Below are 14,391 nucleotides of genomic sequence, written 5' to 3'. Positions count from 1 at the left end.
ACACTGGCACTGCTACCCTTGACCATGGAGGCTCCTTCGCTAGAACGGATAGGTTTAAGGCACCACCCATTCTGCCTAGAAGCCTCTCGTCATATCAACCCACCCATCAAAACAACAAACACGGTCACGGCATCTGTTGTGTAAGGTGGCGTCCGAGGATGCGGCGTACCATGTGGAAGTGCAGATTCGTACTCTTCTACAGCATTGTTGGGCTACGGCGGTGGAGGCTGCGGGGGAGATCTACGGCACCGAGTATAAGAGTCCGACAGTCAGGGCTATGGCGGAGGGAACCGATGAGGAGCGTCTGACGTTTTTTAGAATCGTCTCCAGTTTGTTTGCGCTTGAAGAGCATTCGCCGCAGATTCCGGGATATGAAGGTGACCGTTCGACGTTGGCATCCCGTTTGCGTGACCTTGCCTGTACGGATAGCCTACTGGATGACTTGCGTGCGGCCATCGACAGCATATTCGTGGTCGATGGTTCTCGCTCCGGTGAGGAACTGTTCCTGATGAAGCTTTCCAGAGAGGATCAGTACCTTGACATCGAGTCGTTCTCAGTGGAGCGGCTCGATGAGGCGCTTCGTCGGTATGATGCCGTGGAACGGCACGCAGAACGCACATCCGTGGGAGATGATTCGGCTGAAGATTTCGTTTACGATAATGCCGTGCTGGTGTTCGCGAGCGATCAAGTGAAACTGAGCGTCGCATATCCAAACTATTCCACAAACGTCAGGTTCTTCCTCGACAAGGTGACGGCATACCTAAAGTAGGATGTCGTCCGGCGGCCGGCTGGTCGGGCTCATCCGCGACGGCGTGAAGACCGCGACCGCCGCGTTGCTCATCGACTATGCCGAGTGCGGCGAAACGCTGTCGAACGTGGATGACAAGTCAATTCTGGTGGATTCCGACGACCGTGGCGCGGCGGCGCTCGCATGAGGTGCTCTGGGATAGTGCCGAGTATCGTAGCGAGTTCGCCGACCTGGCTTTCGCTTTGGACAACGACACGCAGGTGGTGCTGAAGCATTTCGCGGTGACGGAACGCTCCAGCACCATAACCGGTTTTGACGGTTCGGCATGGCATGACACTCGTGTGCATGTCTGTGAGACAGCGTACTGCCGGTTGCTGCGATACGACTGGCTTGCCGTAAGCGTGACGCTTACCGACACATATCGATGAACTGTCGGCCGGCAAGGCCGACCAGCCAGCGTTGCGTGACCGTGTATCCTGGATACAGCTGTTCCAATGCCTTGGCGTACAGTGCCTGCTGTCCCCAATATTCGGTGCGTAGACGCCGGTGCCATGTTCCGAGGTCGTCTCGTTCTTCGGCCAGTACGGCATCGGTCTTGTAGTCGAGCAGAACGATGCTGCGCGACTCCTCGTCCACATAGTATGCGTCGATGATGCCGCGGACGACGATCCCGTCTTCAGCCGGTTCCTGTACGCAACGGTTCGCGGCTCTCGCACTAGTATCCCGTTGGGTGCCGGCGATGGCGAGAGACTCCAGTTCGAGCTTGTCCATGAGCATGGAGAACGGGGCTTCTCGGTATAGCCGATCGCGGTGCGAACGTATTGCGGAAACAAGACCTGCTGCGTTCTGGGAATCGTTGCTATCCAGACTGTTGCCGTTCTCGTCATCTGTATCCTGACCTCCGCATACGAACCACATCATGCCGTCGAACAGTGATCCGTTTTCGACTGCACAGGCGGTCTGCGGGGATATGATCCGCACATCCTCGAGTCGCCGTATCACGGTGCGGAGCTCATGCTCGCACTCCGACTTGCTCGCGGGGACCGACCAGTCGAACTGTTCGAGCACATTGTGCACGGCCGTGCCGATTTCCGCAGCAGACGGTTGCTGCTGCCTGTCTGAGAGGAAATCGGGAAGTGGGTAGGAGAGGCGTCGCCATGCGTATTGTTCCGATGAACTCACGCTGCCGGAGTCTGGGGACGTAGGCTCTACCGAGGTGATGCCGGACTCGTCCTCGGTGTCGGCTGCCGTCGTCTCCGCCCAGCGACGAATGCCGGAGGCGTTGATCGTGACGGGAATACGTTCATCATCCAACGTGCGCTGACCGACGGTCTTGAAACCATTCGGTGACGGACGCTGCATCACCGCATCATGAGATGACGCGGATGCCAGCGTCTGTTCGGGTACGTCGTTGTTATCGACGGCGATGACGAACCGTCGGCCTTCCGCATTGCCGGTCACGGTATCCGGCTTGAGGCCGTCAGGAAGCGGCATGACGTATTCGAGCACTCCGTTGTCGTTGCTGATTGGAGCGGACAGGGTTCCGAAGCCGGCGCTCGTGCATTTGTCGGTGTCTGACGTCTCCTTGTTCGAGGACGTGTGCGCACTCGCCGCCCACAGCGCTTGCAGTATCCACGTCATGTACGTGCCGGATTCCACGATATCGTCGGGTGAAACCATGCCGTCATCCGTGGCGGTCACGGCGGTGGTCTCCAGCAGTTGTTCCGGTTCTTTATCGACGATCCCTGCGATGATGAGCTTCCGTTCCGGCCGTGTCATCGCCACGTACAGCAGACGTAGTTGTTCCTCGATGCTTTGACGCTTCGCCACGCTCACCTGCTGCGCATACTGAAGTGTTTTGACCGTGGTCTGCAGCCGTTCGTCGTGGATATTGCACGCCGTGATGCAGCGTCCGGCATCTTCAGGATCCTGCACCGTCACGTATGCGGAAAGGTTCTGCGCGTTGAACGCATTCGAGGTGGCGTCCGCAAGGATCACCGCCTTCCATTGCAATCCCTTCGCCTTGTGAATGGTGGTGACGTGCACCGCATCCTTGCTCTGCTGCGTGGACGCCTCTGCGTTGACGTCCTTGCTGTCGTTGGCCGCCCATTGCTCCACGGCGTCCAGAAACGCGTGGAGCCCATGTTCGCCGGTATCCTTGACCGTCCGCGCCTTGACGCACAGTTGCGCGAGGTTGGCCTGCCTCTGCCTCCCGTTGGGGAGCAGGCCGCAGTAGTCATACCAGCCGGTCTGCTGGTAGACATGCCAGAGCAGCTCGTCTACCGTATGCGTCGCCGCGTATGAGCGGAACGACTCAAGCGTATCGAGGAACGAGCGCAGCGCTTCCAGATGCTCGTCATCGCCCAGATTGCCTGGCAGGGGAGACGGCAGCGGGTGCCGTTCCGAAGGATGCACAAGCCGCTGCAACAGCGTGTAGAAGCTGCCTTTGCCGAGAAGCCTGATGGTCGCCAGATCATTGTCGGGGATGCCGTGTGCGCGCATGACCGCCACCAGGGGAACGTCACGGTGCGGATTGTCGATCGCGCGCAGCCAATCCAATGCGATGACGATTTCCGGTGTGTGGTAGTAGTCGCCCACGCCGTTGACTTCGACGGGGATGCCGGCTTCCACCATGGCGTCATGCAACTGGGCGAACAGTTTCGTGCTGCGTTCCAGCACGGCGATGTCACTGTATCGGTACTGTTCCTCGTCATGCAGCCGGCGGATGCGGCGGACGATCATGTCGACCTGCTGCTGGTCTGCGCTGCCGCGCGGGGATGGCGTCTCGTCGGTCTCCTCCCCGTCGGTCTGTTTCGCGCGGATGAGCAGTTCCACGCTGTGTGGATCGTATGCGTGGGTTGGGCCGTCGGCGGCAATCTGAAAACGGTCCTGCAGATAGTCGGCGCCCCCCATGCCTTCGCTCATCAGGTGGTCGAACACCGTGTTAACGAACATGAGAATCTCCGGAACAGAACGGTGGTTCTGCGTCAGCGCGGACTGGTGCTCCGGTGCGACCTCCCGGCTTTTGCGCCGGAACTCCTCCGGTTGCGCATGACGGAACCCGTAAATGCTCTGCTTGACGTCGCCGACCATGGTCACCTTATCCGCGCCCTGCCCGATCAGGTCGATGAACCGGTTCTGCAACGCGTTGTTGTCCTGACATTCGTCGACGTAGACATACCGCCACCGTTCGTTGATGCGACGCAGCACATCATCATGGCGTTCAAGCGCGCGAAGAGCCAGATGGGCGATATCGGCATAGTCCTGCAAGGCGGCATCGTTCTTTGCTGCATCATAATCGTGAGCGAACCGTTTGACCGCCCTGCGCAAGGTGTCGAGACGTCGCTGTGCGACGTCGTCAAGCCGGTCCATCTGCTCGGCCGACAAGGCGAACAGGTCACGCAGGGTGAGGAAATCTGTCTTGGTTGGTGACGACTGCCGGTTGATGTGCTGCTGCACCTGTTTAAGCAGTTTGATGGCATCCTTGTTTTCATCGGATTTCATGCCGATATCAGCGAACAGGTCGTCAAGCGCATTGAGATTGGCGCTTGACGGGTTATCGTGTCCGTTATTGACCGAGCGGATTTCGGCGGCGGCCGCATCCAATGCGTCCCGTACATCATCCCAAGAGCCCTTGCAGTATCGTTCGTATACTTCATCCGCCGCCTTAAATACCCGTCCGAAGGTTCTGCTGTCTTCAACCAGCTTCATCTTGTCGCCGGAACTTACCGAGGTGGTGTTCACCTTGGCGAGAAAAACGGCCGTTTTCTGACGCAGCTTCTCCAGAGTGTCATGCCATTCGTGCACGAACCCGTCCACGAACGCGTTCGCGCCTTTCAGAGGCTTCTGCTGGGTGAAGCGAATCCGGTACAGGCTTGACATGCCGTCCAGCCACGCTATGCCGTTCGGCTTGGTCTGGCACTGATCGTACAGGGCGAGGATCTCCTGTGCGAGCGCGTCATCGTGCCGTGCGCCACCCGTGTTGTCAAGCAGGTCCATGAAATCGTCATGTTCGGGATCGGCTGGGTCATACCATTGCTCGAACAGTTTGCCGATCACCTTCTGCTGCATGCCGGACCGGATCGCCTCGTCCGCCAGGATCTGATAACCGGGGTCGATGCCGAGCGCATCGGCGTTGCGATCCACGATGTGCTTGTTGAGCGCGTCTATCGTGCTGATCTGCGTTGAGGGGAGTTCGTTGACCGCACGGGCGAACACGACGGCCGCCCGTTCGGGGTCGCTTGCGATCATGCGTGCGAGCGGCCCGTCATCGCCGCCGATGTAGTAGTTCACGTCATGCGGCCGTTCGCCGCTGGATGATTGGCAGGAGCGTGCATAATCGACTGCAAACCTGAGATTGCGGTCCAGCTTGGCACGGAGTTCGGCTGCGGCCGCCGTGGTGAATGTGATAATCAGCGATTCGCGGATGGACGTGTGATTACTGTGGTTCGGATTCAGCAGGTCGAGCATGACGTCCTGCAGGAGCTGCGTGGTTTTGCCGGTTCCTGCCGAAGCGCTGATGAAATACCTGTTGTCCTTGCTCGTGGTGTTCTTCATTGTTCCTTCTTCCAACTCGTCGTCTATTGCCCAGTGTCGCCGTCAGTCTGCTTTGCGGCGGCACTGGCGTCTGCCATCGCTGCGCGCGACAGACGGGCCGCCTCTGCCTTCAGTTGATCCATCGATACGGGTAGCTGCAGGCGCCAGGCCTGCTCGTCCAGCAGATCCAGCGCCATCACGTCCGGGTAATCGCTGTACGTCATACCGTCCCTGCCGTTTTCGCCGCCATTGAACAGGCGATACGGCGCGACGGGCATGTCTCCGTCCAATATGAGTTCGCAGGCGGTCACGGTCATGTGCCGTGCATAGGCGCACAGTGCGTTCAGATGGGCCTCCGACTCGAGCGTGGGGGTCGGCAGGGCGGTCTTGGCATTTCGCGCCTGCCATGGATTCACGAGACATCCCGCGTTGTTCAGTGACAGTTTGCCTTCGCGCGACGGATGCAATCCTGTGCCGCAGAGGTCGGGGGTGCCGGTTTCCGTGTTGTCCTTGAGGGTTCCGGGGAGGACGGTCTGCTTCTTGCCGTTCATCGGCAGGAACAACATGCCGGCAATCGGTGATTGCGATGCGACCGATTCCCTGACCGCCAGCGCATAGGTGAGCAATTGCAGCTCATGCCCGTAAGCCACCATCGTCCCGGCGTTCTCCTTATTGGAGCCGAACAGCGATCGGGGTGACGACTTGTAATCGATGACTACCAGTCCCTTCTCGTTTTCACGTTCGATGGTGTCGATGCGATCGACCTTGCCTCGGATGCGCACTGCCACGTCGACTGGTTGCTCGCCATTGCTTCCACGCGCATGCGTCTCCAGTGCAGGCCAGTCGGCTTGCACGCCGCGGATATCGCCGAACTGCTTCTCCGTGAACATAGGCCTGATATGCGTCTTCGAATTCGCTGCCGCCGGCGACTGCTCGTGAACGAGATCCTTCTGCCAGGATTCCTGCGTATTCCGCAGCGTTCTCGCGAACGCGGTCAGCGCATCGCCCAGCTGATTGCATACCGCCTCCATGCGCTTGCTGGAATCCAGAATCGCAAAATCCTCGTTGTCCTCCAGCAGGGTCGTCTCGGGCAGCGGACAGTCGGCAATCGGTTCAGGGCGGAAATGCAGGTCGCAGAACAGCCTGATCAGCTCGTCATCGGACTTCACCACGTTCGCGTTGCGATAGACCGACGGAATGTCGTCAAGTTTGCCGCCATGCGCCAACGCCGCGATCTTCACGGCGACGACACGTTCCAGAACGGCATGACGGAAGCTGCCCTCGATTGCCGCAGTGAGTTGGAACGGCTTGACCGGCCTGATTTTCAGACCTTGGCTGAGGAACGTTTCAAACGGGTTCGCGTAGAACTTCTCGATCTGCGACACGGAAACGTTCATCACATGCTCCGCCGTATCGTCGTCCGTCCGTTCCGGCTTGGTGAACAGGCTGAGCATTAGAGCCGGATCCAGCACCGTGTTCTGCTCGACAAGTGTGACGGCATGCGGCTCACCCTCGGCGAAGGAGTCCAGATCGTCGATCGTCCGGACGTGTGGCATCAGACGGTCGTTGTGCTCCTGGATCGGGTCGTTCCCGGTGGCGGACAGCGATTCCGCAACGAACGGTGACAGCGACTGCGGCACGCCGTTCACCGTGCGCGGGCATGAGAACGTCAGTGAATGCGCGTAGCGGAGCACCCGGTTGAACGCGAGTATCTCCCGGCGTGCCTTGCTCTCGACTGTCGGCATGAGCAATGCTGCGGCTTCGACGCGGTGATGTGCATCGGTGAGTGCGCTGGCAAGCGTACGGCGTTCGGCATCATCTAGCAGACCGGTCTCATGTGGAATCGCCGGTAGCTGCGATTCGACCGCGCCCAATACGAACACGTGACGGTACGGCCGCATCGGCGCAGGGAACGCGATGACGTCCACGGCATTCGAGGCTTTCGTCTGATCATGAACCGTATGCCCGAGCAGTAAGGACCGCACATTATCCGCGAACGTTGGGCGAAGCTTGGAGAACGGCTCATCGCCGAAATACGACACCAGGGCATCGAACTCGCCCATGACGAGATTCCATGCGGTACGGGTCTGCTCGAACAGGCGCTCGCGGGCGTGTTCCCGTTCCTGCTGCGCGCAATCCGTGTCGGCTTCGCCGCAGACAATCCGCCATGACGCATTGGCTCCGATACGTACGAGGAAACGGGTCATGCCGCTGAGCACCTCACGCACGGTACGAGTATCGTCGCAATCATCGCGGGCGGCGAACAACGGCCGGGCCTCATCGATTACGGTGCGAATACGGTCGATCGTTTGGCTGAGCGCATCCGACCCCGAACGCCGCCGCCACACGCGTTTCGGGTCACTGGAGTACAACGCGTCCTCCAGCAGGTCAAGGTCGCGGTCTGCGATCCGATAGCGTCCGTGCAACAGATGCGACCGGAACACGCGCAACAGCACGGTTGGGTCCGGCTCCGGTTCATACAGGCGGTCGTCCAGCAAGCCGAGCAGCAGGTCGGCGAACGGCTGGTCGGCGATTGTCGCCACGGGTGTCGCGTTGACGGGAATGCCATGGTAGGCGAATTCGGCGGCCAACGTTGTGCGGTACGCGCTGAGGTCACGGGCGGTGACCAGTACATCGCCATAGGAGAATTGTCTGCCTTCCTTTTCGGCATGGTCGTGAAGCGACTTGATGGCGCTGACGACACGGTGCACTTCGGTGGTCTCGTCGTCGGCTTGCCGCGCGTCGACGGTTCCGCAAGCCGAAGCGAGTGCCGGCAGCGTGAGGGTGGAGGGTCCATCGGTGGGCGTGACCGAACCGGCTAGGACATCCACGAAATCCGGGCGGCATTCCGATTCAACCATCAGCGTGCATTCGGCATGATTTGCCAAGGCTTCGGCGATGCAAAGCTCATCCGCCGTCATCTGCTCGAACCCGTACAGGTAGACGTGCAGGCCGGTTCCGTGGTCCTTGGCCCAGGGGATGACGACATTCGCGTTCGCCCCCGGCAGCGTGAACCGGCTGAACTCGGCCTCCACCAATGCGAGGAGCTTCGCCAGGGCGCGGAGACGATTTCCGGCTTCGGGCATGCTTTCGATGTCGGCGGCACTTACACCGGCGCCAATCAGTTCGACGATCTGGGCCGCGAATTGGTTCATGGATCCGAACGTCTCGCCGGCCTTGCGGAACGTCTCACGATCGTCCCGCATGCGCATCGCAAGGAACGTCTGCAACGTGAGCAGGCTCACCTCGGGTAGGGCGTACCGGCCGCCGTAATGGTTGCCGATGAGCTGCCGCGCCATGCTGGTGAACGAGTGGACGGCGATGGTCACGCCCGGCAGTCCGACGGGATGGCTGCGCAGGTAGCCGAGCGTGCGTCGCTCGGCATACGCGCGCAAGCCGGCCGGCGTGATCAGCACGAATCGCTGATTGTGGTTAGTGGGCGACCCGTCGCCTGATCCGCCTGCGGCGGCCGCGGCCATGTCCGCGGCGATCCGGTCGAACAACGATGCCAGCGCATCCTCGCGGGCCTGCGTTTTCATGATGTGCAATCCCATATGGCTCCTTGCTCCTTCTTTGGTTGATGGTCCTATGCGATGTAACCGGACAATATGCCGGCTGTTAGAGGTCAGTCCCTGTGCCGAACGATCTTGTACGTGTTGCCGTCGCCGTTGAACCAGCCGGAGCGTCGGTCGATGTAATCCTGCGCCTCGTCCATCGATACGTCCCCGAGCACCACCTGATCGCCGAAGAACCAGCCGCCCACCTTGACCACGTCGTATGTCGGCTCGTCGCTGAAGAAGAATCCCATGTCATGTCCTTTCGTAAGAGCATCTTTCGTTGACGCTCTTTTCAACCGGACAACTTGCGGGGGAGGGGGAACATCGGCGTGTCGCGGGGCGGGAAATTCCAAGTTCCACCCCGCGACACGCCGAAGTTCAGATCATACGACCGCGGTGACGAGCAGCTCCTTGCGCGGCCTGGTCATGGCCACGTACAACAGGTTGCGCTCCTGCTGGTACAGCTGAGACAGCGCATTGGCGTCATCGGCAAATCGACGTACCAGATTCGGCGGCGGGCACTGGTCGATGTCAGGCACGACCACATAGTCGAATTCCAATCCCTTGGCGCGGTACATCGTCGCCACGCGAATGCCTGGCGTGTCCGCTGTGTCCTTGATGGACTTGTCCAGGCGCAGCGCCCCATACGTGGTTTCGGAACGCAGTGCGCTCACCCAGTCGTCCACATGGATGTTGTCACGCACGATCACGCACATGCCTTCAGGCTTGGCGGATGAGTCTTGCGACAGTTTTTCGTCAATCCATTGTGTCACCTGATGGAATTGCGCTTTCCAGCTCTTGCAGCGAATCGCCTCCGGCCATTCTCCATGGGTCAACGAGATGCCGTCTCCGAACGATTCCTGTTGGGGTGAATCGTCGAACACGCCATTCAGCGAGTAATCCAAGTCATCGGCCTGCTGCTTATGATCCTCAACTCGCTCGACGGAGACGCTGGACGTCACGTTCTTGGCTTCCTTCATGGCTTGCAGCACAGTGTCGACCGTGTTCGCCCCGGCGGCGCAGCTGACGGTTTCCGCAACTGCTTTGATCTCGCTTGTCGTGCGATAGTTGACCTTGAGGCGGAAGCTGCGCCCGGCAATCGGGATGCCGCATTGCCTGAGCGAGACCCGCTTGCCGTACAGCTGCTGGTGGTTGTCGCTGGTGATGAAGATGTCGTTGTCGTGACGGTCGACCATGCTGCGCAGCAGACGATATGCGGGTGCGCTGAAATCCTGTCCTTCGTCGACTACGATGAACGCGTATTTCTCATCGGAATAAGCGCCGTCGAGCATGTCTGCCGCAACGTGCATGGCGTACGCGTAATCATATTGCCTGCGTTCGTCCATCAGCTGGCGGTACCGATCGACAACGGTCCATACGGATTCGCGTTGCGCCTTGGTCAGTCGCTCCCCGCGTCCGCGACGTGGAACGGCGAGATACTCTTCCTTCGTGGTGATGTCATTGGCGAGAATCACCTGCTCCCATTCCTGGATGAAGAAGTCGACCGGCAATCCCAATACCGCGCTGTCCGAAATGGCTGTCTTGGCGTTTTGCCATAGTCCGCTGGTCTTGTATTCGAGACGGTATTTCGTATGGGTTTTCATGAACGTGGACAGCCATTTGTCCAGGTTGACGATGTCGATCCGTTCCAGCTCCTGTTTCGTGCATAGCAGCGCCATGTTGTCCCGGATGTCGTCGGCGAGGTTGACGGTGTAGGTCGTCAGCAGCACCTTCTGGCTGCTGCCTTGCCTGATGAGATTCTGCGCGAGGCGGCGCGCCCGGTGCATGGCCACCACCGTCTTGCCGGTGCCGGCTCCTCCCGTGACCCGTGCAGGCCCCGAATAGTCGCCGTTCACCACGGCTCGCTGCGTGGGGTGCAGGAACACGCGCCATTGCGCCAGCGGGGCGTTCATCAGACGCTCAAGGTCCTCGTCGTCGGTGAGCACCACGAACTGCTGCTGTGTGCCGTTCGACGTCAGCATCGAGCGCATGGTGCGCTCCTCCTGATTGTCTCCGGCTGCGTCGATGAACTCCTGCGAGGAGCTGGCCTGCGAGAAGCCGTAGGCGGCGCCCTGCTTGCGTTCGTCGGCGATCAGGCTGGTGATGTCGTCCTTCCCGTATCCTTCGAGGGCGAGGTCGATGCAAGCCCGGGCTTGATCCGTCAGCAGATAGGACATCATCCTGGCCGCCTGCTGTGAGGGTGCGCTGCGCAACACGAATACGCCTTCGGAGGGTACGCCGAATCCTGTGAGGTCGTCGTCGCTGAAGGATGCGAACGGATCCGTGTATTCGCCGTTGTTCTGACCCATTGACAGCATCTGCGAGAGCTGCTCGGGATCGGGCAGCGTATCCAGACGCATGGTGTTGGTGAATTCATTGGCGACAATGCGGCGCCGGCTCAGCCATGCGTAGGCGTCGTCGTGTCCTTCGTCAAGATGGAGGATCGTATAGGTATTGCTCTTCGTCTCTTTTGCGACGATTGCACGGCATCCCCGGGTAATGCGGATCGACCGTATGTCGCGGTCCTTCGTGCCGTTCAGAGGTTCAACGTTCAGCCCTTTGAGCGTCGGGTCGGTCTTGAGCTTTCGCACGAAGTTCTTGAACGCTTTCTGCGTGTCCTTCTGGAAGTTGAATAATTCGATGATCGCTTCGAACCATATTGCGATCGTCACCGGATTGTCTGCTGGCTGTGACATGTGCTCACCTTTCTTGTGATGCGTTGTTGACTGTGATTACACCTGCTCGTACACGTGCGTTTCAAGATGTCTCATCTCGTTTTCGACCATTTCGGTCAGGTTCCGGTTCTCGGCCTTCAGCCCAAGCTCGATGTTGAGGTTCTCTGCGCTGTATGAGAAGTTCGCGCTGGTGACGAGCAGCAGCTCATGGTCGATGGCGAGGAACTTGGCATGGTTGCGGTAGCATCTGCCCTGCTGGTATTCCTTGGTGCGGAACACGGAGGCACGGGGCAATCCGCGCGCGATCTCTTCTGGCGACAGGCTTTTGCTGCCGGCTGTCGTCTTCCCGTCGTTGGCCGATGAGTCGACGTAGATCCGCATGGTGACCTCGGGATGCTCCGCGTCCATGTCGGTCAGCGCCTTCCAAAGGTCGGATGAGGCTTGGAAGTTGTACGTCGAGCAGACGATGGACACGCGGGCGTCTTTCACCAGCCGGCTGCGTGACGAGTTCAGGTCGCCGACGCTTGCCAGCAGGTGCGGAGCCGTCCAGACAGGGGAGATGCCGGCGACATTGGAGTGCGCGCCCTGAATGCCGCGCAGGCTGGCGACTGTCAGCTGCCGCTGTTCGTCGCCGGCTCCGTATCCTGCTGCTTTGAACAGCTTCCGGATGGGTGCCCTACGGGATGCCTGCGTGACACCGAGGACTTGGGAGAGGGTCTCTCCGGCCTCGAGCCGGTTGGCCATTTCCTCGGCTTCTGTGCCGGTCAGATATGCTCCTAGGGCTATGAGCGCGTCCTGCTGTTGTTCGTCCATGGTCAGTCTCCGAAGAACGCGAGATCGGCGTACTCGCCGGGCAAGGGTACAAGGAACCGTCGGTCAAGGAAACGGTTTGCCCTCTCGCAGGACGTTTCCGACAGCATGCAGCAGCAGTGGCAGGCCGCACCGTGCAGAAAGTCCTCGGGATCCTGTGGCACGCGTTGAGCACAAACCGGATCCGAGGAGCACCGATGCGCGAGCTGAAGCGCTTCGTTGAAGATGCGCTCGAAACTGTCCGGTTCCGCGAGACTGACCAGACCTCCGAGCGTGCCGTCCGAATCGGATGCCGTTGTGGCGATGAGCACGCCGATTGCAGCCGGCCGGTCATCATCCTTTGCCGGCCAAGCATAGATGCGTTCGTTCAGACTGGGTATGCCGTATCCGGCTGACATGGCCATCGTCTTGATAAGCGCATGGGACAGCGTATGCACCAGCCAATAGCGAGGCTGCGGCATACGGTCATCCGGGTCGATGTCTTTCGAGGTGTTGGAGAATCGGTTGTAGAAGTTACGCTTATGAGCCTCGCGATGTGCGTCCCACAGGCTGCTGCGAAGCACATGCTGCTCCCACTTGGCGACCTTCTCTTCATCCAGCTGGATGAAGACGCCTTCGCCGAGATCTTCGGTGGCTGGCACCCATTGCGGTTTGTCGTGGGTGAGCCCGACGAGCCGATGGCCGATATCATTGGCTCGTTCGAAATCGTCGATGCGTGTGAAGCCAAGGAGCGCGTTGACCTTACGGAGTTTGTCGACGCCCAGTATGCGGGTGATGCCGGCCTGAGACACTGCAGGCGCGACCGTTTCTTTATGGACGGTGATGCCGCTCTGCGGCTCGGTGTATCTGTCCCGGAAGAGATCTCGTTGCAGAAATGTCCACTCGGGAACGCGAAGATCGGAGGGATCCCAGTTCTTCCTTCGCTCCTGTCGGTCCTTCTCCGTGCTCTCCTCTTCTGCGCGTGCGTGATTAATCAGGAATTGCAGCTCGACAGGAGACGTTATCGCCTTTTTGAGGGGAGCGCTTGCCTTGGGATGATGCGAGATGGTCTTGAAAATGCCGTCGTAGTCGTCCTCTTCCAGCATCCACGCATTGCCGTTCTCGTAAAGCAGCTTGGTCAACTCGTCGTAGAGGTCTTGGCGTTCCTTGGCTTCGTCGAGACGTGGCATGTCGATGATGCTTTGCGTCACCGGGAACCACAGGTTGGATGCGCCGATCAGCATCAGACGAACCTGCTGATTGCAGCCATGCTCGTCATATGAGTTGAGGTGCGGGAACCGGCCGCGGCATTTCGGCAGTTTCTTCTGCCCTTCCTGGCCCTGCGCTTCGCTCATGGAACGGCGCTTGCCGCAGCTTTTGCATTCGATCATGCTGGCGCCGCTGGGGCCCTCGTACATGCGCAGTTGCGGATGATCGGGCGCGGACGCGCAACGTTCGCCGTAATGCACCCACCAATCGTAGGGGAACTCATCCACGTGACCGTTGGGGCACACCAGCAGGTAGCGGGCCGGAATGCATAGGCGCGCGGTCCTCTTGCCTTTGCCATTGCCGGCACAATTGAGGTGCATGAACTGCGCCTGGTCGGGACGGTAGCGGTTGACGTTGCGATAGCCGTTCACGAAATCCGCGACGGGGGCCAGCTTGTTGCAGCCGGTGCGGCGCAGCCATTGCGGGAAAACGCGGGCCGGTACGCCGAGTCTTCCGCCCTCCTGCGATTGGACTCCGGAAGTCGCCGTCTCGCGCGGGAACGGGCGCAGTTCCTGAACTTGCCGGCCGAGCATGATTCGTACGCTCTCCAGCAGACGTGGCGCGTGGATATCCGGAATGCCTGAGTTGGCGTTGCTCCACACACGATCCCACGCTTCCAGTCCCATGGGCATGACCGTGAAATGAGGCAGGTCCATGATGGCTCCCGGGCCATAGGTGTACAGCAGCGTGGAGCTGCGGGAGGAGCCCACCTTGGCATAGTTCTTATGCTTCTGCCGGCTGTCCTGCGCCTCGTCGTCGCCCAGCGGGTCGACGATGGCGTCTGCGTCGTACACCAGTTTGTTGTCTTCGCTCATGG

General features: G+C 59.9%; 8 protein-coding genes. 2 read left to right on the top strand and 6 right to left on the bottom strand.

The features are described 5' to 3' along the window. The first annotated feature begins 277 nt into the window (after nt 1-277). Together F7D09_RS07600 and F7D09_RS11175 are read left to right on the top strand one after the other, a co-directional pair. Nucleotides 278-769, top strand: coding sequence for a hypothetical protein (locus F7D09_RS07600; RefSeq protein WP_226836098.1), 492 nt, complete (start codon nt 278-280; stop codon nt 767-769). Between the two features lies 1 nt (nt 770). After that, the gene (locus F7D09_RS11175) at nt 771-935 is read left to right on the top strand and encodes an ASCH domain-containing protein (RefSeq protein WP_193312382.1); all 165 of its coding nucleotides are present in this window, start codon (nt 771-773) and stop codon (nt 933-935) included. A 221-nt stretch (nt 936-1,156) separates the two neighbouring features. Here F7D09_RS11175 and F7D09_RS07590 read toward each other — a convergent pair whose 3' ends face one another. From F7D09_RS07590 to drmB, 6 genes are all read right to left on the bottom strand, one after another. Continuing rightward, nucleotides 1,157-5,305: a UvrD-helicase domain-containing protein gene (locus F7D09_RS07590; RefSeq protein ID WP_152234794.1), complete on the bottom strand. Its 4,149-nt coding sequence runs from the start codon at nt 5,303-5,305 to the stop codon at nt 1,157-1,159. A 23-nt stretch (nt 5,306-5,328) separates the two neighbouring features. Then, nucleotides 5,329-8,763 carry a PD-(D/E)XK nuclease family protein gene (locus F7D09_RS07585; protein WP_193312381.1) on the bottom strand — a complete coding sequence of 1,145 codons (3,435 nt, stop codon included), beginning with the start codon at nt 8,761-8,763 and terminating at the stop codon, nt 5,329-5,331. A gap of 146 nt (nt 8,764-8,909) precedes the next feature. Next, nucleotides 8,910-9,092, bottom strand: coding sequence for a hypothetical protein (locus F7D09_RS07580; RefSeq protein WP_152234792.1), 183 nt, complete (start codon nt 9,090-9,092; stop codon nt 8,910-8,912). A gap of 132 nt (nt 9,093-9,224) precedes the next feature. Further along, a complete protein-coding gene (locus tag F7D09_RS07575; protein WP_152234791.1) occupies nt 9,225-11,537 on the bottom strand; it encodes a UvrD-helicase domain-containing protein in 2,313 nt (770 codons plus the stop codon). Between the two features lie 36 nt (nt 11,538-11,573). Beyond that, a complete protein-coding gene (drmC, locus tag F7D09_RS07570) occupies nt 11,574-12,329 on the bottom strand; it encodes a DISARM system phospholipase D-like protein DrmC (protein ID WP_152234790.1) in 756 nt (251 codons plus the stop codon). Nucleotides 12,330-12,331: 2 nt separating this feature from the next. Continuing rightward, nucleotides 12,332-14,389 (bottom strand): DUF1998 domain-containing protein, encoded by a 2,058-nt coding sequence (drmB, locus tag F7D09_RS07565; RefSeq protein ID WP_152234789.1) that lies wholly within the window; start codon nt 14,387-14,389, stop codon nt 12,332-12,334. Nucleotides 14,390-14,391 lie beyond the last annotated feature (2 nt).

This window comes from Bifidobacterium leontopitheci (genome assembly GCF_009193355.1).
In the GTDB taxonomy this organism is placed as follows: Bacteria; Actinomycetota; Actinomycetes; order Actinomycetales; family Bifidobacteriaceae; genus Bifidobacterium; species Bifidobacterium leontopitheci.
This window is presented reverse-complemented; position numbering and strand designations above follow the sequence as displayed.

Bases quoted from the DNA above. Each gene is read 5' to 3' on its own strand.
- F7D09_RS07600 (WP_226836098.1), top strand. From the start codon at position 278: ATGGCGGAGGGAACCGATGAGGAGCGTCTGACGTTTTTTAGAATCGTC.
- F7D09_RS11175 (WP_193312382.1), top strand. From the start codon at position 771: ATGTCGTCCGGCGGCCGGCTGGTCGGGCTCATCCGCGACGGCGTGAAG.
- F7D09_RS07590 (WP_152234794.1), bottom strand. From the start codon at position 5,305: ATGAAGAACACCACGAGCAAGGACAACAGGTATTTCATCAGCGCTTCG.
- F7D09_RS07585 (WP_193312381.1), bottom strand. From the start codon at position 8,763: ATGGCCGCGGCCGCCGCAGGCGGATCAGGCGACGGGTCGCCCACTAAC.
- F7D09_RS07580 (WP_152234792.1), bottom strand. From the start codon at position 9,092: ATGGGATTCTTCTTCAGCGACGAGCCGACATACGACGTGGTCAAGGTG.
- F7D09_RS07575 (WP_152234791.1), bottom strand. From the start codon at position 11,537: ATGTCACAGCCAGCAGACAATCCGGTGACGATCGCAATATGGTTCGAA.
- drmC (WP_152234790.1), bottom strand. From the start codon at position 12,329: ATGGACGAACAACAGCAGGACGCGCTCATAGCCCTAGGAGCATATCTG.
- drmB (WP_152234789.1), bottom strand. From the start codon at position 14,389: ATGAGCGAAGACAACAAACTGGTGTACGACGCAGACGCCATCGTCGAC.